This window comes from Streptomyces sp. NPDC000594 (assembly GCF_040299965.1).
Taxonomy (GTDB): Bacteria; Actinomycetota; Actinomycetes; order Streptomycetales; family Streptomycetaceae; genus Streptomyces.
On sequence record NZ_JBEPCY010000021.1, the window covers coordinates 64,663 to 85,319 of the forward strand.

Here is a 20,657-nt window from a genome sequence, read left to right on the forward strand (position 1 = left end):
TCTGGCCGCGTTCCTCCTGTCCTGTCCGTTCCTGGAAGAGATGAGGCCGGTTGATGGGTTCGCGCGGAAGGTGCCTGCTGGCGGGTGTGGCGGTGTGTGCGGTGTCGGTGGCGGGTGTCCCGGCCGCGCAGGCCGACGGGGCGGCCCGGGGGCGGGCGGCGGAACCTCGCCACCAAGTCTTCACCGGGTCGGCCGAGTGGGAGATTCCCGCCGTGGTGAACGTCCTGACCATCCATCTGTGGAGCGGCGGTGCCGGAGGTGCGGGCGGCGGGGGCGGCGGCGGGGGCGGCGGAGGAGAGGCCGCCGACGTGAACCTGACCAGGTCCACACCCGGCGCGGGTGGAGGCGGCGGTGGAGGCGGGGGCGGCGGAGGCGGCGGGGCGAGCGGCCGGTACCAGAGGTGCACCGTCCCCGTGGTCTCCCTGCCGCTGGTGGGGCGCCCGTTGACGATCGAGTTCACGCCCGCCAGCACCGGCGGAACCCCTGGCGAGGGCGGATCGGGGGGTGCGCGGGGCGTGGGAACGATCGGTCAGGACGGCAGCGCGGGCGGAGACGGCACCGAGGGCGACACGAGCCGCTTCGGGACGACCATCCGGGTCGAGCAGACCAGCGCGAGCGGCGTCATCACGCGGCGCGTGGTGTCGGCCCAGGGCGGTTTCAGGCCCCGGACCGCGGGCGAGGCGGGCGGCAGCGGTCAGGGCGGGTCGGGGTCCGCGGCCGGCGGGGCCGGGAGCACCGAGCCCGCCCCCGGCGGAGCCGGGACCGACAACGTCCCGGACATCCTGTGCACCGGGAATGTGCCGTCCGCGGGCGGGACGGCCGGCGGGACGGGCAAGACGGGACGGGAGACGTCCGGCAACAACCCGCTCGCCGGGGCGGGCGGCGGGGGAGGCTACGGCGGCACGGGCGGCCAGTTGCCCCTGAACTCCGTCCCCCTGCCCGACGGCACGTCCTTCACCCCGCCGACGGGCACCGGAGCCGGCGGCGACGGCGGCGCGGGCGGCACCGGCGGCAGCGGCGGCACCGGCGGGCGCGACCTGACCCTCTCCTCCACCGACGGCTCCTCCGGCGCGGCGGGACACGACGGCCGTGCCGGAGGCGGCGCGCTCCTCCTCATCACCTGGTAGCCCCCGCCCCGGGTGCCGCAGGCCGCTTGAGCGGATGTGCGGTATCCCGTGGGCCCGATCGCGCACCCCCGCACGGACCAGGTACGGCTCCGCCGCGGGGACTACAGACCACGCAGCGCCTCGTACAGATCGTCGTAGACGCTCCAGCAGACGACGCCGCCGTCGTCGTTCAGGCTGCCCATGTACCAGTACCAGTCGTCGCCATCGGGGACCCTCACGATGCAGAGTTCACCGAACCCGAGGACAAGCGTGGGGTGCAGGACGTCGTCAGCGGCGTCGCAGTGCACGACCCTTCGATCCGGGCTGAGCACCTCGGCCCGGATGTCCCCGGAGACGTCCCGAATCCGTTGGAGCGTCCATCCGTCCGGCGGCTGGTGGGTTTCCATGCGGTCGATCGTCGCATGGGGAACGGTGCTGACGGCGGCCATCGGCACGGTGCCCGGGAGCTGCGGCCAGGACGACGTCGAGGAGGGCCCGTTGTCGATCCCGGCCTCATCGTCGGCCACGGGCCGGATCATGTGCGGGTGGACCTTCGCCGTCCCCTCGACGCGGTAGGCGCTGATCCCGTCCCGTACCGCGCGCAGGGGGTCCTCACCGTCCCGGTGGAACGGCGCGCCCCCCGATGCGGAAGGCCCGGAGGATCTCTCGGGTGGCGTTTCCGATGGGCCGAAGGGTCGCCCGGATCGCCCGGCCGATCGGCGCGAGTACGTGATTCCGGATCGGGACGAGCACGGCGCGCCACAGCCACGAGAGCGGGCGCACGATCAGGAAGTCGAACACCACGGTCGACACGCTCCCCGCGAACAACAGCGCCCCGATCAGTGCGTACACGATCGGCGCCAGCACATAGCGCCCGACCGGGGCCAGCACATAGCGGTACAGCAGTGCGCCGGGCTTGATCACGAGGTAGCGGATCAGGAACACGAGCGGTGGCCGCAGCAGCCGCTCCACGGCCCAGGCAATGGCGTTGCCGATCGGAACCAGTACATAGCGGGCGACGCCAGCCAGATTAGTGTCCCCGCGTTCGCGGGCGAAGGAGAGCCGGCCGCTGCGCTGTGGACAAGGGTCGTCCGGCTCATCCAGGGCATACGCGCAGGTCACCGACCAGCGTGATAGGCGACTCCTGTGATGTCATGTGCACGCACTTACTTGTATATAACAATAAGAGGAGGAGTAGATGCGAGCAGCAAGAAGCTTGCGGACACTCGCGGCGTCCATGACCCTCGCCTGTGCGGCGGCCCTGCTGGCGGCGCAGCCGGCGACGGGGGCCGTGCCCGTGACCGAGGTGCCGGCCCCGGCGGCGACTCCGGCGTTCACCCCCCAGGGGTTCGCCGACGAGGACTTCCGGATGCAGAGCGTCAGTTACCGGGCCGCCACCGACAATCTGGTGGCGACGACGCTGAAGAACCAGGCCAATCTGAACCGGGTCTTCACGGAGAAGATCGACAAGGACTCCGCGAACAACCCCGACCCCTGGCTGACGCTCCGGAAGATGCGCCCCTGCGCCGATCTGGAGGTGCAGGCCCTGCCCCCCCTTCATACGGTGAAGGAGGCCTACTGCTGGGGCAAGGGCCACGGCGATGACGTCTCCACGCAGTGGAACCCGCAGGGCATGAGCCACACGGGCACGGCGAACGGCGGCAAGGGAACCATCGAGGGCCGCTCCGCCCTCGCGGTCGCCTGGTACTACAACAACACGGATGATTCGAAGGGTGCGTGCGTCACGCACGACACACTGCGGCTGACCCTCATCGACGAGACGACGCAGGACTACCGCCATGTCCTTCTCGTCGCGCCGAAGAGCACCTCGGCGACCGAGACCGACTTCGCCCCGGTCCAGGGCCACGGCGGAGGGGTCGTCTGGTACGGCAGCAACATCTATGTGACGGACCGTGACAAGGGCATCCGGGTCTTCGACCTCAACTCGATGGCGAAGGTCGACGAATACGGCAAGGACCTCAAGACCGTCGGTGTGCGCACCGCCACGGTGGGAGGCGTGACCAAGAAGCTGAGCAGCGCCTGCGGCTACCCGTACGTCATTCCGCAGTCCCATCAGTACCAGCGTCCGGGCAACTGCAAGGTCGACGAGAGCGGAAACCGCCAGCCCGGAATCCTCTGCTACGACTGGCTCTCGCTGGACAAGACGGGCGGCGACGCCCACTTCAAGCTCGTCACCGGTGAATATCACACGAAGACCGGTGGGCGACTCGTGCGGTACAAGCTCAACCCCTGGAGCTCCACGACCACTCCGGGGCTGTTGAGCATGGAAGACATCACGGTGCAGGACGGCACGGCCACGAAGACGGTCAGCAGGACCGCGATCCACGACGCCTACCGCAACAACCGCTACAGCGGTGTTCAGGGCGCCATGACCTGGACCGACGGCCAGGGGCTGATGAACGTCGCCCTGAACAAGGGATGCGGCTCGACCCCCAGCGTCTTCGCCATGACCTCGACGGCGGATGTCCGGCCCACCTACACCCGCGGCTGCAAGATCGAGCGGCTGACCGAGACGACCGATCTCCAGCAGGGCAACTGGGCAGCCGGCACCCCCCAGGCGCTCAGCTACTGGCCCGTGCGGGGCGGGGCACAGGTCGACGAGATCTGGGGGCTGACCGAGAAGGTCTGTGAAACGACCTTCACGCCCAGCGCCAGAGAGCCGTTCGACGTCTGCCACCAGAGGGCCAAGAAGGACCCGGCGAAGTCCCTGCGCGTCATCTACGCGGTCGGCATCAATGACCCCGAGGTGCGCAAGCTCCACTGATCCACCCGCACCACCGCCCGTCTCCACCACCTGAGGTGGGCTGTCCCCGGTGCCGCTCCCGCTGCGAGCCGGGGCTGAGGGCCGGGCCGTCTTCAGGCCCGGCCCTCCGACGGGGTGAGAACGTCCTCGGCCGGCGGGCGGAACGCCCCGGCCGGCTTCCCGCCAGGGGACCGGGACGGAAGGCTCGTGGTCGGGCGGGCCTCGACGGAGGTTCGAGGAGTGGGCGGGGCGTTGACAGGAGGAGGGGCATCCGGAAGGGTCTGGGGGCATGCAGCCACTGGGTGACCTGCGGGTCCGTCTTGTGGAGCGCCGCCACGTCGACTTGGTCCGTGTCGCGAGCGCCATCTGTCGCCGCGTCTGACGCACACCGCCGCAACCTGAGGCTTCGCCGGCCTTCGGGTTGACCGCGTCCGTACCGCAGCTGCCCGTACCGCAGCTCCTCCGCACCCCGGCAACCCCGGTTCCCGGGTTCCCGTCGCCGCGCGGTGCCACGCATCCGCGCGGGCCCCGCCCGCACCCCTGTCCTGGAGCACCCCCTTGACCTCCTTCGACTCCTCCCTGTCCCGGCGCGCCTTCGGCGGTACCGCCGCCGGGGCCGTGGCGGCCCTCGGGCTGTCCGCCGCCGACGCCTCCGCCGACAGCGGCGGCGCCCCTCCCGCCGAACGCCCGTTCCGCGCGGCCCGCGCGACCGGCCGGGGTGCCCGCCGCCCCAATGTTCTGTTCATCCTGGGCGACGACCTGGGCTGGGCCGATCTCTCCTCCTATGGCGCCCCGGAGATCCGCACCCCCCATCTGGACCGGCTCGCCCGGCAGGGCGTACGGTTCACCGACGCGTACAGCGGCTCGGCGACCTGCTCGCCCACCCGGTTCAGCCTCTACACCGGCCGCTATCCGGGCCGTACGAGGGGAGGGCTCGCCGAGCCGATCGCGGACCGGTCGGTGGGGCTCGATCCCACCCATCCCACCCTCGCCTCGCTGCTGGGCGACGCCGGGTACCGGACCGCGCTCATCGGCAAGTGGCACTGCGGCTATCTGCCCGACCACAGCCCCACCCGCTCCGGCTGGGACGAGTTCTTCGGGAACTTCGGCGGGGCGCTGGAGTACTACTCCAAGCTGAGCTCCCGGGGCGAGTACGACCTCTACGAAGGCGACGCCGAATACCGCGACCTGCGCTACTACACCCGCATCCTGACCGAACGGGCCGTCGAGTACGTCAGCCGCGACCACGGGCGTACCCCATGGCTCCTCAACCTCAACTTCACCACCCCGCACTGGCCGTGGATCGCCGACGGCGACGAGGAGACCAGCGCCGAGATCGTCCGCCGTATCGAGGCGGGCGACCGGCGGGCGCTGTATCACCAGGACGGGGGCTCGCTCGCCAAGTACCGGCAGATGGTCGAGGACCTCGACCGCTCGGTCGGCAAGGTGCTCGCGGCGCTGAAGCGGTCCGGGCAGGAGGAGGACACCCTGGTCTTCTTCGCCAGCGACAACGGCGGCGAACGCTTCTCGTACAACTGGCCGCTCAGCGGCAACAAGGGTTCGCTGCTGGACGGTGGCATCCGGGTCCCCTCCATCCTGCGCTGGCCCGCGCGGATCGACGGCGGGCAGGTCAGCCGGGTCCCGGTGTACTCCCCCGACTGGACGGCGACCCTCCTGGAGGTCGGCGGGGCCCGGCCCCATCCGGCGTACCCGCTCGACGGTGTCAGCCTCGCGGGCTATCTGCTCCACGGCACCGGGGCGCCCGAGCGCGATCTGTTCTGGCGGGTCCGGGGGGAGCGGGCGCTGCGGCGCGGCGAGTGGAAGTACTACCGGGGCAAGGACGGCAGGGACCGCCTCTACCGGCTCTCGGAGGACATCCGCGAGCAGGCCGACAAGGCCTCCGTACGGCCGGAGCTGCTGACGGAGCTGAGGAGCGCGTGGGAGGGGATCGACCGGGGACTGCTGCCCTACCCCTCATGAGGGCCGGATCCGAGGGATCTCCGTGTGCCCAGGGCGTCTCCTCTCATTCGGCGTCCTGGCGGTCGGCTCGCCGATGGCCTCGACCCGCTTGTTCTGGAGGCGCGCCTTCAGGATCGCCGCGGTGATGCCTTTTCCTGCGGCCGGCTCGCCGGTGGGCCGCGACGCGGCAAGCGGGACCAAAATCCTGTCCGTGACCGAGTCCTCGGCTCCCAGGTTCGCCGCGCACCCCACACTGACCAGGTGAATCACCCGCTGCACGCCGCACGTTGCACGTCGGCGGGAGACCCGGTCCGTTCGGCGACCGCGCGGATTCGCCACCGCCGCACAGCGGCCCGGTGGTCCAGGTTCCAGGTCTCTCGTCGAACCAGGGTTGATCACCTGGTGGAGACAGTGGTCATGGGCGCTGAGCCCAGCGGGGAGGGGCAAGGTCGGATGCCTGGTCACACTCGCCTGGCCGGGTGGCCGTTCGCCGCCGACCGATGGTGGCCGGTGGGCTTGTTGCCGACAGGAAGCCGGCCGGCTTCGCGTGGGTGAGTTCGGTCCACCGGCCCCGTTCCTCCGCATGGGTGCCGGCCGCCGTCGCGGCAGCCACCCTCGTGGCCTCCTCGGGTGTGGGATCGCCGTCGCGGAAGAGCAGAGCGAGCGGCCAGGCCGGGGCACCGGGCCGACCGCCGTCGAACGGGTGCCAGTCCCAGGCCGTGTCGAACCTCCAGACCCGCCCATCGCGGTCGACGACCTCGTCGCCCGGGTCGAGGAAGGCATAGGGCCGGAAGAGCAGCTGGAGGCTGATCGGCTCACCGCCCGCCGGGTCGAAGGTGAACAGCGGCTCGTCGAAGTCCGGATCGGGGCTCTCTCCCTGCGGGAGGACCGCGAGGGAGGAGGCGGTCCGGGGGAGCATGCCGGTGACCCGGGGTGGATCGTAGTGATCGACCGACACCACGTGGACCACGGTCGGAGGGATACCCACCAGGCAGGTGTCACCCGCGTTCAGCGCCCCCGCCGCCGGCTCCGACCGGAAGTACAGCCACGCCCATTCGGCGGACTCGGGCGTCGGAAGCGCCATGCACCCGTTCCACCGGTAGCTTTCCGCCAGTGGGTCCACCTCCCGCCACGGCCAGCGGACGGAGGCGTAGGAAGGGGACACCTCCGCGACGGTGGCCTCGGCGAACGGGCACTCCAGCATCAGCACATCTCCCCGCCGATATCGGGCGGCCCCGCTGTCTGCGGCGTGCCGCCCCGCCCCGGGCACACCCGTCCGACTGTCGTCCACCGGCTCCTCCTTCAGCTCGGAACGATCATCACAGACGCCCGGAGCCCTCCATGGTCCGGGGCCGGGGCATCCGGCTTCACCCGGCACCCGCAAAAGATCACCTGCGAGTGGAAGCGCCCGCCCCGACAGGGCTGCGCACCCGGCAGGCAGCCGCCCGTAGCAGGGTCCGTGGCGGCGGGTACGGGCCGTCGCCACGGGGGTGGCGGGGCGACGCGAGAACGGCCCCGCGCGGGCGGGGCGGATCCCGTCATTCCGTCGCGGAGAGCGCCGGTGCGGGAACGACCCCCGCGCGGGCGGGGCGGATACTTCGTGACCTGGGCTGTTGTCACGTGATCATGTCGTTTTCCTTTACCTGCACCAAGACGATCCCCCTTTGCCACCGAGCCCTGGCAGTTGCACCGTACCCGTCGGGACTGGCCCTGCGCCGCCGGTTCATGGCAACCCCGCTCGTCGACGCCCCCGGATCCGCAGCCGTGCCCGGCACTGTCGCGCAGGACAGCCAGGAACGCTCGGCCCTCCGGTCCCGGCCGAGGACGGCAGGCAGGCCGAAGGGCTGGCCGGGTGGGGGACGCCGGTTACAGCGTCTGGGTGGTGAGGTCGTTGGGGACGGGCACGCTGAGGATGAGGTGCTGCCGTATCCCCAGACCCCGTACTCGGCTACCTGGCAGAGCAGCCGTCCGGACGGGGTGACGGTGATGGCACTGGCGAACGGGGTTCCCGGGGTGTACGCCCCGGGCGTCCTGTACACGGCGCGGTCGGAGTCGTGGGAGTCGTACCGGGTGAGGATACGGCCGAGGTCCGGGGCGAGGAGGGTGACCGAGGTGAGGACCGATGGCGGCAGGCGGCGCTGGGGGCACCCTGCGCAGGATGCCGCACCGGGTCGCCCGGGTGCTGGTGTCACTGGCCGGGGCCACTCGGGGCCATGGGCGTCCTCTCCGAGCTCCTCCCCCGCCTCCTCGCCGCTGTGGACACCGTCGCCGCCGTGCGGTCGGCGGCGCCCGCGCTGCCCAGGGGGATGACGAGCGGGCTGCCCGCCACGGGGTCCGTGATGATGGTGCAGGGGAGTCCGAAGACCTCTTCTACGAGTTCTCCGGTGATGATGTCCGAGGGCGCGCCCTCGGCGACGACGGTCCCGTCCTTCATGGCGATGACATGGGTTCCGTAACGTGCGGCCTGGTTGAGGTCGTGGAGGACCGCGACCAGGGTGCGGCCCTCCCGGTTGAGCCGGGTGAACAGCTCCAGCAGTTCGATCTGGTGGGCGATGTCGAGGAAGGTCGTCGGCTCGTCGAGCAGCAGCAGCGGGGTCTCCTGGGCGAGGACCATCGCCACCCACACCCGCTGGCGCTGCCCGCCGGAGAGTTCGTCGACCGGCCGGCCCGAGAGCGCGGTGATGTCGGTCGCCGCCATGGCCCGTACCACTGCGGCCTCGTCCTGGGCCGACCACTGTCTGATCAGCCGCTGGTGGGGGTGGCGGCCGCGGGCTATGAGGTCGGCGACGGTGATCCCGTCCGGGGCGAGCGAGGTCTGCGGGAGCAGGCCGAGTACCCGGGCCACTTCCTTGGAGCGGTACGAGGTGATGGCCTTTCCGTCCAGGACGACCTGGCCGGTGGTGGGTTTGAGCAGTTTGGCCAGACCCCGGAGGAGGGTGGACTTGCCGCAGGCGTTGGGGCCGACGATGACGGTGAACGATCCGTCGGGGATCCGGACGGACAGGTCCCGGGAGATGGTGCGGCTGTCGTAGCCGAGGGTGATGTTCTCGGCCCGCAGCCGGGCGGTGGGGATGTCGTTGGTGTGCATGGCCTTCGTGGTGTCGGTGGCCTTGGTGATGGGGGTGGCCTTCGTGCTCTGGGTGGTACGGCGGTTCTGGGCTCTGGTCATGTCCGGGTTCCTCGGGCGTTCGGTCGGGTCAGCCGGCCCGGCGGGCTTCGCGCACCAGCAGCCAGACGAAGTACAGTCCGCCGATCGAGACGGTCACGATGCCGACCGGCAGTTGGACCGGGGCGAAGAGACGCTGGCCGGTGAGATCGGCGAGGACGAGCAGAAAGGCCCCGAGCACGGCGGACGGCAGCAGGGCGACCGACGAGGAGCGGGTGACGCGCCGGGCGATCTGCGGTGCGACGAGGGAGATGAAGGCGATGGGGCCGGCCGAGGCGGTCACCAGCGCGGTGAGCGCGACTCCCAGGACGACCGCGACGAGCCGTACGGCGTCGGTACGGGTGCCGAGGGCGGCCGCCGCGTCGTCGCCGAGTTCGAGCTGCCGCATCGCGGGGCCGATCGCCAGGGCCAGCGGGACCAGTACGGCGAGGATGCCCAGGACCGGCCAGAGCTGGTCGTACCCCAGGCTGTTGAGGGAGCCGCCGCCCCAGACCGCGGCGAGCATGGCCTCCTCGATGTCCGTCCGCAGCAGCAGCCAGGTGTTGAACGCACCGAGCATGGCCGAGATCGCGATACCGACGATGATCAGCTGGAAGGCCTGCACGCCCCGGCGGTAGGCCAGGACGAAGACCAGGAACGCGGTGGCGATGCCGCCGAGCAGCGAGCCAGCGGCCACCTGGTAGTAGCCGCCGCCGCTCAGCAGCATGACGACGAGCGCGCCGGTGTAGGAGCCGGAGGAGAAGCCGATGATGTCGGGTGAGCCGAGCGGGTTCCGGCTGATGGACTGGAAGATCGCCCCGGCGATGGCCAGGGCCGCGCCGAAGAGCACGGCGAGCAGCGCCCGGGGAAGCCGCCACTCGATGATGATCTTCCTTGCGCCGGGCTCCCCGCCGCCGGTCAGGGTGCTGATCACCTCGCCGAGGGGAATCTCGTAGGTGCCGTACGCCAGGGAGATCAGCACGGCCGCGGCCGTGAGCAGGGCGAAGACCGTACAGGCGACGGCGGTGCGCGTGTCGATGCGGAGCGACCAGCGGGGGCCCCGGGAGACGAGGACGGTTCTGCCGAAGTCGACGGCCGGGCCGCTCACAGTCCGCTCGCCTTCTTGCGGCGTACGAGCAGGATGAGCACGGGGGCTCCGATGAACGCGGTCACGATACCGACCTGGAGTTCCTGGGGGGTGAGGACGACGCGGCCGACCGTGTCGGAGACGATCAGCAGAATCGGCGCGCAGACGATGGTGTACGGGATGATCCAGCGCTGGTCGGGTCCGACGAACCAGCGGACGACATGGGGCACCATCAGGCCGACGAAGCCGATGGGTCCGGCCGCGGCGGTGGCCGCTCCGGCGAGCAGGGTGACGGCGACGACCACCATGATCCGGGTGCGGCCGATGCCCGCACCCAGGGACCGGGCGAGGTCGTCGCCGAGGGCGATGGCGTTCAGGGAGCGGGCCGAGAGGAGGGCCAGGACCAGGCCCGCCGCGATGAAGGGGAGCACGGCCCGGAAGACGTCCCAGTCGCGGGCGGCGAGCGAGCCCGCCGCCCAGCCGCGCATCGCGTCGAGGACCTCGGGTCTCAGCAGGGCGACGGCGGCGGAGATCCCGGCCAGTACCGCGCTGAGGGCCACGCCGACGAGGGTCAGCTGGACGGGTGTCGCGCCGCCCCGGCCGGCCGATCCGAGGACGTACACCAGGGTAGTGGTGACGACGGCTCCCGCGAAGGACATGCCGAGGTACTGGCCGATCGAGGTGAGTCCGAGGAAGGCGACGCCAATGGTGACGGCGAATCCGGCGCCGGCGTTGACGCCGAGGATGCCGGGGTCGGCCAGCGGATTGCGGGTGAGTGCCTGGATGAGGGCTCCGGAGACGCCCAGGGCGGCCCCGACGATCAGTCCGAGGAAGGCGCGCGGCACCCGCAGGTCGCGCACGATGAAGGCGTCCTCGGAGCCGTCGTCGGCGGTCAGCGCCTGCCAGACGTCGGCGACGGGGATGGATTTGGCGCCGAAGGCGAGGCTCAGTACCAGGCACGCGCCCAGGACGGCGAGGGAGACGAGGAGTCCGAGGGTCCGTCCCGCGTTGGTGCTCACCAGCCCCGGGCGGCGCCGTCCGCCGTCCTCGCCGCCCGTGACGCCCGTGCCGGGCGTGCCGGGCGTGCCGGGCGTGCCGGATTTGCCGGATGGCGGGGCCGGGTCCGGTCCGGACCGCCCGGCGCGACCGGCGGCCTCTGTGGTGCTCATAGCCCGAGACGCTCCAGCTGCTTCTCGTAGAGGTCGCGACCGAGTTCCGCGTCGTCGGTACGGGTCCAGACGCTCTCCAGCCGGGCGACGGTCTCCTCGTCCAGGGCCTCGTACCGCCGGAGCCACTCCTCGTGCTTGAAGGTCCAGTAGCCGATCACCTGGTACCACTCGGCGGGCAGCCGGAGTTCATGGCGGAGGTAGCGGCGGGCGACGCGGAGTTCGGTCGATTCACCGGCCACCCAGACATAGGTGCCGGGGGTGATGGTGAGTTCGCGCAGCGCCTCGGTGATGGCGCTGGGTCCGACGCCGTTCCCCCGGCCGGGGATCCAGCGCACATCGAGCCGCCGGGAGGGTCCGGTGAGTTCGAGGGTGTGGGAGGCGTCCGCGATCTCGACGACGGCGGTGGCCTCGGTCCCGGGGTCGAGCTGTTCGAGGAGGCGGCCCAGGGCGGGCAGACCGGTGGCGTCGGTGACGAAGATCTGGCGGGCCGCTCCGGCGGGCGGTTCGTAGAGCCGCCGGGGCGGGCCGAAGACGATCCGGTCGCCGGGCCGGGCCGCGTGCGCCCAGCCCGCCGCGCGGCCGTGACCGTGCAGGACGAAGTCGATGTCCACCTCGCCCGCCGCCGGGTCGAACCGGCGGATCGTGTAGGGCGCGACATGGGGGTAGCGGCCCTCGGGGTACTTCCAGCCGCCGTCCTCGCCGATCTCGGGCAGGACCGGTTCGGCTCCCGGCTCGGGGAAGTGGACGCGGACGTACTCGTCGCCGATCCGGGTCGAGGAGTAGGAGCGGAGTCTCTCGCTGTGGAGGGTGACCCTGGTCATCCCCGGGGAGAGCGCGCGCACCCCGGTGACTTCCGCGAGGACGTAGGGGGTGGTGTCGGTCATGCGCCGGCCTTGGCGTCGATCCGGGCGAGGAGGGTGTCGAGCGCGTCCAGGCTCGCCGTGCCCCATTCGAAGGAGGAGACCACGGCGGCGGGGATGTTCTCGAAGACGAGACCGTCCTTCACCGCGGGAAGGTTCTTCCACACCGTGTTCTTGGAGAGGGAGGTCACGAAGTCCTTGGCCCCGTAGGAGTGGATCAGGATGTCCGCGTTGGAGAGCTTGCCGATCTGTTCGAGCGACAGCCACTGGCTCACCGTGCCGGGCTCGCCCTTGTGCTCCCCTTCGGTGAAGGAACGGAACTGGGCGCCGACGGCGTCCCAGGAGGGGACGTAGAAGTGTCCGGCGGGGTAGGTGCCCCAGGTGGACTGGTCCTGGCCGTAGCCGAATACGGCGATCTTGTTCTTGGTCAGGATGTCCGCGTACTTGGTCTTGAGTTCGTCCGCGCGCTTCCTGAAGACCGTCTGCTGCCGCTTGCCCTCGTCGGCCTTGCCGACGGCCGCGGCGATCATGAGCGTACGGTCCTCCCAGGCGCCGACGCCGGAGGCGTCGAGCTGGACGACGGGGGCGATGCCCTGGAGCCGCTCCAGCTCGCCCTTCCGGAGGAAACGGGTCTCCGCGAAGATCATGTCCGGGTCCTGCTTCGCCACGGCTTCGACGTTCAGCTCGTAGTAGGTCCCGACCGTCGCCGCCTTCTTGAGGGCGTCGTGGTACTTCTTCGGGCGGAGATTGGGGTCGGGGTCGTCGAAGCCCTCGACGACCCCGATCGGGTTGACCCCGAGGTCGACCAGGGCGGCCGGGGAGTAGAAGTCGACGGAGACGATCCGCTGGGGATCGGCCGGGACCTCGACCTTTCCGGCGATGTCGGTGACCATGCGGGTCTTCACGCCGGAGTCCTTGGCCGCGTCCTTGCCGGAGTTCTGTGCCTCCGCCGAGCAGGAGCTGAGGGTCAGCACGGCGGCGACGCCCACGGCCGCCGCCGCGAGGGCTCTGCGGCGCGGGAGGCGGAAGGCGGGGGTGGTGCGGGGTGTCATCGGACTCCTTCGGGAACCCGTACAGGCGGTCGACAGACCGCCAATTCGGGCTTAGGGCAGGCTTACCTAAGTAAGGTAACCCAGTTCCCATCAGGGTATGGCGACACCTTGTTCCGGTTTCACGACACGGTGGGCCGGGGCAGGGGCACCGCCGGAGCCGGATCGTCGAGCCCGCTCACCGAGCGGAAGTACGCGGCGGGCGTATGACCCGTGACCTGGCGGAAGAGATCGATGAAGGTGCTCGGATTGGCGTAGCCGAGTCGGCGCGACACCGAGACCACCGGCTTGCCGGCCGCGATGTCGATCAGCGCGGACCGGACCCGGACGAGGATGCGCCACTGGGTGAGGCTGACGCCGGTGTCCCGCTGGAACCAGCGCATCAGGGTGCGGCCGCTCAGCCCCAGCTCCCTCGCCCACTCCTCCGTCGTACGGTCGTCCGCCGGATCGGCGATGATCCGCTCGGCGATCGAGCGCAGCTCCGGGGTCTTGGGCAGCGGGATGTCGAGCGAGGTGGCCTGGACCGGTCTGATGAGGTCCACCCCGACCTGCTGGAGCCGCAGCCGCTCCTCCTCCGGCATCGCCTCCCGCTGGTTGTGCAGCAGGATCTCGCGGAGCAGCCGGCTCATCGGAATGCCCGTGACGGTGTGCCAGGAGGTCCGGACGAGACCGGGATTGAGATAGGTGGCGTAGGTGACCGCGCCCGCGCTCGCCTTGACCCGGTGGGGCATGCCCGTGGGCAGCCAGATCCCCAGCGCGGGCGGGACGAGCCAGACATGCCCGGCCGCCTCGACCGTCACATTGCCGGTGCTCGACCAGAGCAGCTCCGGCTCGGGGTGGGACATCCGCTCCCACTCCATCGGCTCGCGCGCGGTGAAGGTGCTGGTGGTGAGCAGCCAGGGATCCTCGACCTGCCGTTCCCCGCCGGGCACATACGCGGTCCACTCGTCGGGCTCCAGCGTGGGCGCGCCCCAGAGGCGCACCGCCGAAACCTTTTGTCGCTTTACCGTCATAGCGTGTCACGTTACCTGCTTGTGTACCCGTCCCCGGCGTTCCTAGCGTGAGGCGGTGACCGCTCCCGACACCCGCCCCGCCCCCGATACGCGCCCCTCCCCCGATCCCCGCCCGGCCCCCGCGTCGCCGGGGCCGCAGCCGCCCGTACACCCCACCGGCGCACCCCGGCCCTTCCCTCCCGCCGGCGGCCCGGCGACCCCGGGAGCGCTGATCCGGCACGGATCCTTCGGGTCGGGACGCGGATGGCGGCTCGGCATCGCCGGCGCCGGATTCGCGGGCCACCAGGTCGCGGAGGCGATGGTCCCCGTCCTCATCGGCGTGGTGATCGACCGGGCCGTCCGCACCGGGGACACCGGCGCGCTGCTGGGCCTGCTCTCCGCGCTCGCCCTGCTGTTCGCCGTGCTGATCCTCTGTTGGCGGACGGGGTCCCTCCGCACCACGCGTGTCTACTCCTACGGAGAGCACGAGCTGCGGCTGCTGGCGGCGGACCGGGTCCTGCACCCCCGGGGCATGGCCACCCGGCGCGCGCCGGGCGATGTGCTCACCGTCGCCACCTCCGACGCGTCGAACGTCTCGGGCCTCGCCTGGGTCCTCGCCGAGCAGGGCGGCGCGCTCGCCGGGCTGCTCACGGCGGCGACCGCCCTGCTGCTGATCTCCTGGCAGCTCGCCGCCGTCGTCCTGGCGGTCGCGGCCGTCCAGTTGCTGGTGCTCCATCTCCTGAGCGGACCGCTGGAGCGACGGGTGTACGCCGAGCAGCGCGGCGCCGCCCGGGCGGGCGCGCTGGCGGCCGACTTCACCGGCGGGCTGCGGGTGCTCAAGGGCTTCGGGGCCGAGGGCACGGCGGCGGACCGCTACCGGGACGCCAGCCAGGACTCCGCGCGGGCGGCGCTGCGCCGGATCCGCTCCCTGGCGGACCTGTCCGCGCTGAACTCCGCGCTCTCCGGGGTCGCCCTGGCCGGGATCGCGCTGGTCGCGGGCTTCATGGCGCTGGACGGCTCGATCACGGTCGGGAACCTCGTCACCGCCGTGGGGCTCGCCCAGGTGGTCGCCGGGCCGATGGAGACCCTCGGGTTCCTGGGCGCGGCGGTCGCCTCCAAACGCGGCTCCGCCCGCAGACTGGCCGAACTCCTCTCGGTCCCCCACCGGTTCCCCGAGCCGTCCACGGCTCCCCCGGACGGGACCGCCGCCGCGCCGCAGGAGACCGCCGCCCCGCAGGACGGGCCTGCGGAGGGCCCCGCAGGGCGGCAGGACGGGCCCGCGGAGGGTCCCGCCGACGGTCCGCTCCTCACCCTGCGGCTGGGCGGGGATGCCGTCACCGCCGGGCCGGGCGAGGTCGTCGGCATCCGCGCCCACGGCGAGACCGCCCGGGAGCTGGCCGAGCTGATCTCCTGCCGCCGGGCCCCGGAGCCGGGCCGGTATCTGCTGCGCGGCCGCGACGTCGCGGGGCTCTCCCCCGACGAGGCGCGCCGTACCGTCTTCGCCCCGCCGCACGACTCCGTGGTGTTCACCGGCACCGTCGCCGACAATCTCGCCGCCAAGGCGGTGGACCCGGCCGCCCTCACCGCCTCCGGACTGGACGATGTGCTCACCCATCTGCCGGACGGAACCGCCTCCGAGGTCGGCGAACAGGGCCGGCTGCTCTCGGGCGGCCAGCGGCAGCGGCTGCTGCTCGCCCGGGCCCTGCACCAGCCGCAGCCCGTCCTCGTCCTGCACGAGCCGACCACTTCCGTCGACAGCGTCACCGAGGACCGCATCGCCCGTGCGCTGCGCGGGTTCGGCGGCCGGGCGATCGTCCTCATCACGACCAGCCCCGCGCTGCTCGACGTCTGCGACCGGGTCCACGAGGCCCCGGAACGGACCGAACCGGCGGCCGGGACGCACCAGGAACCGAAGCCGTCCGAACCGGCGGCCGGAACACACCAGAACCCGGAGCGGTCCGAACCGGCCGCCGGAACACACCAGGAGCCGGTGACCGCGCGATGACCACCACACCGACGGAGCTCCGGGACCGCACGGCGGCGGACGGCGCGGGACCGGCGCTGCTGCCCGTCGCCTCCGCCCGGGAGACCGCCCGCAGCACCCTTCGTCTCCTCTCTCCCCACCGGGCCCGTCTCGCCGGAACCGTCGTGGTGCTGCTCGCCGCCGCCGCGTCCGCGCTGGCGGCCCCCGCCCTGCTGGGCGTGATGGTCGACATCGTGATCGCGAAGCGGCCCCGGCACGAGCTGATCCCCCCGGCCGGCGGGGTGCTCGCGGCGGCACTGCTGAGCGCCGGCCTCGGCCGGTGGGGGCGGCTGCTGCTGGCCCGTACCGCGCAGCACGCCCTCGCCGAGCTGCGCGAGGACGTCTTCGCCACAGCGGTCGCCCAGCCCTCCGCCCTGGTCGAGAAGGCGGGGACGGGCGATCTCGTGTCCCGGGTCGCGGGCGACGCGGAGGCCGTCAACACCGTCATCGGACGGGTGCTGCCCGCCTTTGTCTCCGCGTTCCTCACCATCGCGCTGACCCTGATCGGGATCGGGGTGATCGACTGGCGGTTCGCCCTCGCGGTGCTGGCCGCCGCACCCCTCCAGTATCTGGCGCTGCGCCGCTTCCTGGCCCGGTCGGGTCCGGTGTACCGGGCGGTGCACAGCGCCGAGGCAGCCAGGAGTCAGGAGATCGTGGAGACCCTCAACGGCGCGGACACCGTGGCCGCCCTCCGGGGCCGGAGTCGGCGTCTCGCCCGGATCGCGGCCTCCTCCGAGCGCGCCATCGGCCATGAGTTGGACGCCGTACGGCTGCGCACCGGCTTCTACGGGCTGCTGAACGTCGCCGAGCTGATCGGTCTCGCGGCCGTGCTGGCGGTCGGCCACCGGCTGGTCATGGACTCCACCGTGAGCCTGGGCGCGGCCACCGCCGCCGCCCTCTACTTCCATCAGCTGTTCGGCCCGGTGGGAGTGCTCCTCTCGCAGGTCGACGAAGTCCAGGACGCCGGGGCGGGTCTGGCGCGTCTCGTCGGCGTCACCGCCCTGCCGAAGCCGCCCGCGCCCGACCCTTCGCCGACTCCCGGCCCGTCGCCCACGACTGCCCCTTCGCCGGATCCCGGCCCGTCCGGCGGCGGCCGGGTCGTCCTCGACCGCGTCTCGTACGGATACGGCCCCGGCCGGCTCGCGCTCGACCGGGTCTCGCTGACCGTCGAGCCCGGCGAGACCGTCGCGATCGTCGGGGCCAGCGGGGCCGGGAAGACGACGCTCGCCAAGCTCGTCGCCGGTGTACTGACCCCGGACAGCGGTGAGATCGTCATCGACGGCGCGCGGGCCGCGACACCGGCCGGGCGCGCCCGGACCGTCCTGGTGAGCCAGGAGGTCCATGTCTTCGACGGGACGGTCGCGGATGACCTGCGCCTCTTCGCCCCCGGCGCGGACGACGACCGCATCCGGGCGGCGGCCGCACGGCTCGGCGCGGACTGGATCGACGGGCTCCCCGCCGGACTCGACACCCCGGTCGGCGCGGGCGGCCATGAGCTGACCGCCGCGCGGGCGCAGCATCTGGCGCTGCTCCGGCTCGCCCTGGCCGCCCCCTCGGTCGCGGTCCTGGACGAGGCCACGGCGGAGGCGGGGAGCACGGACGCGGGTCTGCTCGACCGGGCGGCGGCGTCGGCGCTGTCCGGCCGTACCGCCATCGTGATCGCCCACCGGCTCAGCCAGGCCGCGCGGGCCGACCGTATCGTCGTCATGGAGGACGGCCGGGCCGTCGAGTCCGGTACGCATACGGAACTCGTACGGGCGCGGGGGCGGTACGCGCGGCTGTGGGAGGCGTGGGAGCGGAGCCGCTGAACGGGGTCTCCGTCGTCGATCCGCCGGCCGTACGGATCCTCGTGCCCGGTGCGGGCCTGCGGTTCAGCGCTCCGTGCGCAGGCCCTGGTATCAGGGCCCGGGATCACGCCGGGTCGGCGGCCCGGGGAGATCGCCGACGGTGATTCATGGACCGGCGCCTGTGTCGATCCCCCGTAAGTGGGACAGCGCTTTGAGCCGACATGCTCCCGGCCCGGCTGCGGCTGTCCTCGTCGCGACAGGTGGTCGAAGTCCAAACACCGATTCACTGGCTTGTTTGCCGGCGGGACAGGCATTCACCCGCCTGTGGGCCGATCCCATCGCGGAGGATGGCCGCCACTACCGGTTCGAGGAAGGGGAGTTCTCGGCATGGCGGATTGGGTGAAGGTCGCGGGCGGTCTCACGGCCATCTCGGCGGGGTCCAGGACGACGGTGTGGGGTGTGAACGCGGCGAGCGCCGTCTACCACTACACCAACTACGACGGCAGCCCCTGGATCAACATCCCCGGAGGCCTGAGCGACATCGGCGCCGCATCGGACGGCACGGTGTGGGGTGTCAACAGCGGGAACCAGATCTACCGGTACACCGGGGACCAGACCACGACGAACTGGGTGGGCATCAGCGGGAGCCTGGTCCGGATCGACGCGGGCTCCCGGACCAGTGTGTGGGGTGTGGACTCCGCCGGCGCCATCTACCGGTACACCAACCACGACGCCAACCCCTGGATCAAGATCCCCGGGGTGCTGAGTGACATCGGCGCGGGCGCCGACGGCACCGTGTGGGGTGTCAACGCCGGGAACCAGGTCTTCCGGTACACCGGCGACCAGGACAGCTCGAACGTGTGGAAGAGCGTCAGCGGCAGCCTCAAGCGCATCGCGGTGGGCTCCCGGACCAATGTGTGGGGCGTCGACCCGGCCGGCAGCATCTACCGGTACACCAACAACGACGCCGCCGGCGGCAACCCATGGATCAAGATCCCCGGCACCGCCACCGACATCGCCGCCGGCGCCGACGGCACCGCATGGCACATCAATACGGCTGGTGAGATCTACCGCTACACCGGCGACCAGCCCAGCTGACCCCGCCCCACCATCCATGCGGGTCCCCGGCCTGACCGGCCGGGGACCCGCACGTGTGTACCCCAGCGGTCTCGGCAGTGATCCCGGACAGAGCGACGGTGAGCACGCCGATCGCGTCCAGGGCGCCCTTCGCCGCCACCGCGCGCCAGGCGGTGGGTGTGACGACGTCGGCGGAGACAGCAGCCCGGCCCGGCGTGCTCACCGTGCCCGTCCGTCGGCGCCGCTGGAACCGCTCAACCTGCCCTGGCTCGACGGTAGTTCGGGCACATCGGCAGGGACCCGGGCACTGGTTTGGTCTAGACCAAGCAGGGTACGCTTCCGTCGCTGCCCGTGGCAGTCCCTACGGCCGGGGAGTCGATGCTCGACATGCTCACGCCTGCCCTGCCTTCGCGTGGGCGGGCATGAACCCCCGTACAGAAGTTCCCGCGAACACTCCTGTACGGGAGGGGCCGCCACGAGGACGCCGCCGTCGCGACCGGCCGCCGGGTCCCTCGGTGATCACCCACCAGCAGGTCGACCCACCGATCGCCCTATCGAGACGAGGTCCCATGAACCGACAGAAAGCCGCCACCCGCACGGTCACCGTGACCCTGCTCGCCACCGGCCTCGCCACCGGCCTCGCCGCCGGTCTCACCGCCGCCCCGGCAGCCGCCGCCCCCGCCGCCACCGGGGCCAAGGCCCGTATCACCGCCGACTGGGCGACCCAGTCGATCGTCTTCACCGCCGCGGCAGGACAGGCCAACAATCTCCATGTGATCCCCAGGGATCTCGGCGACGGGGTCCGCCGGATCGGCTTCCGCGACGCGGTCCCGCTTCAACCAGGCGACCACTGTGCGTACCTCGCACCCGGGGACGAGACCTATGTGGTCTGCGAACTGCCCACCGACAGCCCCCGGCCGGACCGGATCGACATCTTCCTGGGCGACCGTAACGACACGATCGCCACCAGCGACCCCGGGGTCGCCACCGTCCGCGGCGGACCGGGCGACGACGAGCTGCACGCCCACTCCGCGCACACCGTACGGGGCGACGCGGGGAACGACATGGTCATGGGGCGCGCGGTCCTGGACGGCGGCGACGGCATGGACCACCTGATGGGCGACGACAGCGACCAGCACCTGTGGGGTGGCCGGGGCCACGACATGATCGAGGCGTACGGGGGTGCGGACATCGTGCACGCCGGACCGGGCAACGACCACGCCATGGGCGGGGACGGCCACGACATTCTCCTCGGCGGCTCCGGCGACGACACACTGCACGGCGAGAACGGCGACGACCTGGTCAGCGGCGGCCCCGGGAAGGACACCCTCGACGGTGGCCCCGGCCGCGACGTCGTCCTCCGGTAAGCGCACCCCCGGGCCGCCCCCGGAGGCCCCGTCCCACCAGGCTCCGATCCCACCACAGCGGAGTGCGGGTGGCCTGGTGCCGGAGACGACGTGCACGGTAATATGCGGGAACGTGCAGCGTTCCGTCGTACGGCCCGGGTGCTTGGTGCCCTGGTCGGCCTGACGGGCCGTGAAACGAAGAAGGGCCCCCGCCCCGGCCGATACCGAAGCGGGAGCCCCGCGTACAGCCGAGGGCGTCGACCTGAGCCTCATGTATCGAGGCTCAGGTCAGC

General features: G+C 71.9%; 17 protein-coding genes. 8 read left to right on the plus strand and 9 right to left on the minus strand.

Features of this window, described 5'->3' with window-relative positions; all coding sequences use genetic code 11:
• The first annotated feature begins 515 nt into the window (after positions 1 to 515).
• Positions 516 to 1,127 (plus strand): hypothetical protein, encoded by a 612-nt coding sequence (locus tag ABT354_RS25485; protein WP_351497751.1) that lies wholly within the window; start codon positions 516 to 518, stop codon positions 1,125 to 1,127.
• A gap of 101 nt (positions 1,128 to 1,228) precedes the next feature.
• Here ABT354_RS25485 and ABT354_RS25490 read toward each other — a convergent pair whose 3' ends face one another.
• A complete protein-coding gene (locus ABT354_RS25490; RefSeq protein ID WP_351497753.1) occupies positions 1,229 to 1,633 on the minus strand; it encodes a hypothetical protein in 405 nt (134 codons plus the stop codon).
• An 85-nt stretch (positions 1,634 to 1,718) separates the two neighbouring features.
• A complete protein-coding gene (locus ABT354_RS25495; protein ID WP_351497755.1) occupies positions 1,719 to 2,228 on the minus strand; it encodes a hypothetical protein in 510 nt (169 codons plus the stop codon).
• A 76-nt stretch (positions 2,229 to 2,304) separates the two neighbouring features.
• On the opposite strand from ABT354_RS25495, the gene ABT354_RS25500 reads away from it, so the two are divergent.
• The 3 genes from ABT354_RS25500 (at position 2,305) to ABT354_RS25510 (ending at position 5,850) form a co-directional block, all read left to right on the plus strand.
• Entirely contained in the window at positions 2,305 to 3,891 is a 1,587-nt protein-coding gene (locus ABT354_RS25500; RefSeq protein WP_351497757.1) for a hypothetical protein, read from the plus strand.
• 268 nt (positions 3,892 to 4,159) lie between these two features.
• Positions 4,160 to 4,252 (plus strand): putative leader peptide, encoded by a 93-nt coding sequence (locus tag ABT354_RS25505; RefSeq protein WP_332903363.1) that lies wholly within the window; start codon positions 4,160 to 4,162, stop codon positions 4,250 to 4,252.
• A 176-nt stretch (positions 4,253 to 4,428) separates the two neighbouring features.
• The gene (locus ABT354_RS25510; RefSeq protein WP_351497759.1) at positions 4,429 to 5,850 is read left to right on the plus strand and encodes a sulfatase family protein; all 1,422 of its coding nucleotides are present in this window, start codon (positions 4,429 to 4,431) and stop codon (positions 5,848 to 5,850) included.
• 394 nt (positions 5,851 to 6,244) lie between these two features.
• Here the strand turns inward: ABT354_RS25510 and ABT354_RS25515 are convergent, their stop codons facing one another.
• The 7 genes from ABT354_RS25515 to ABT354_RS25545 form a co-directional block, all read right to left on the minus strand.
• Positions 6,245 to 7,120 carry a hypothetical protein gene (locus ABT354_RS25515; protein WP_351497761.1) on the minus strand — a complete coding sequence of 292 codons (876 nt, stop codon included), beginning with the start codon at positions 7,118 to 7,120 and terminating at the stop codon, positions 6,245 to 6,247.
• Between the two features lie 897 nt (positions 7,121 to 8,017).
• Positions 8,018 to 8,917: an ABC transporter ATP-binding protein gene (locus tag ABT354_RS25520; RefSeq protein ID WP_351497823.1), complete on the minus strand. Its 900-nt coding sequence runs from the start codon at positions 8,915 to 8,917 to the stop codon at positions 8,018 to 8,020.
• A gap of 109 nt (positions 8,918 to 9,026) precedes the next feature.
• Positions 9,027 to 10,082 (minus strand): FecCD family ABC transporter permease, encoded by a 1,056-nt coding sequence (locus tag ABT354_RS25525; RefSeq protein ID WP_351497763.1) that lies wholly within the window; start codon positions 10,080 to 10,082, stop codon positions 9,027 to 9,029.
• Complete coding sequence (locus ABT354_RS25530) at positions 10,079 to 11,230, minus strand: iron chelate uptake ABC transporter family permease subunit (protein ID WP_351497765.1); 1,152 nt, start codon at positions 11,228 to 11,230, stop codon at positions 10,079 to 10,081. The genes ABT354_RS25525 and ABT354_RS25530 overlap by 4 nt, the downstream gene beginning before the upstream one ends.
• Positions 11,227 to 12,114: a siderophore-interacting protein gene (locus ABT354_RS25535; RefSeq protein ID WP_351497767.1), complete on the minus strand. Its 888-nt coding sequence runs from the start codon at positions 12,112 to 12,114 to the stop codon at positions 11,227 to 11,229. The genes ABT354_RS25530 and ABT354_RS25535 overlap by 4 nt, the downstream gene beginning before the upstream one ends.
• Positions 12,111 to 13,142 carry an ABC transporter substrate-binding protein gene (locus tag ABT354_RS25540; protein WP_351497769.1) on the minus strand — a complete coding sequence of 344 codons (1,032 nt, stop codon included), beginning with the start codon at positions 13,140 to 13,142 and terminating at the stop codon, positions 12,111 to 12,113. The genes ABT354_RS25535 and ABT354_RS25540 overlap by 4 nt, the downstream gene beginning before the upstream one ends.
• 119 nt (positions 13,143 to 13,261) lie before the next feature.
• Positions 13,262 to 14,122, minus strand: a complete 861-nt coding sequence (locus tag ABT354_RS25545) for an AraC family transcriptional regulator (RefSeq protein ID WP_351497771.1) — start codon at positions 14,120 to 14,122, stop codon at positions 13,262 to 13,264.
• Positions 14,123 to 14,207: 85 nt separating this feature from the next.
• On the opposite strand from ABT354_RS25545, the gene ABT354_RS25550 reads away from it, so the two are divergent.
• The 4 genes from ABT354_RS25550 (at position 14,208) to ABT354_RS25565 (ending at position 20,385) form a co-directional block, all read left to right on the plus strand.
• Complete coding sequence (locus ABT354_RS25550; protein ID WP_351497773.1) at positions 14,208 to 16,136, plus strand: ABC transporter transmembrane domain-containing protein; 1,929 nt, start codon at positions 14,208 to 14,210, stop codon at positions 16,134 to 16,136.
• Positions 16,133 to 17,962, plus strand: a complete 1,830-nt coding sequence (locus ABT354_RS25555; protein ID WP_351497775.1) for an ABC transporter ATP-binding protein — start codon at positions 16,133 to 16,135, stop codon at positions 17,960 to 17,962. The genes ABT354_RS25550 and ABT354_RS25555 overlap by 4 nt, the downstream gene beginning before the upstream one ends.
• A gap of 366 nt (positions 17,963 to 18,328) precedes the next feature.
• Positions 18,329 to 19,039, plus strand: a complete 711-nt coding sequence (locus ABT354_RS25560; RefSeq protein WP_351497777.1) for a tectonin domain-containing protein — start codon at positions 18,329 to 18,331, stop codon at positions 19,037 to 19,039.
• A gap of 548 nt (positions 19,040 to 19,587) precedes the next feature.
• A complete protein-coding gene (locus ABT354_RS25565; protein ID WP_351497779.1) occupies positions 19,588 to 20,385 on the plus strand; it encodes a calcium-binding protein in 798 nt (265 codons plus the stop codon).
• Positions 20,386 to 20,657 lie beyond the last annotated feature (272 nt).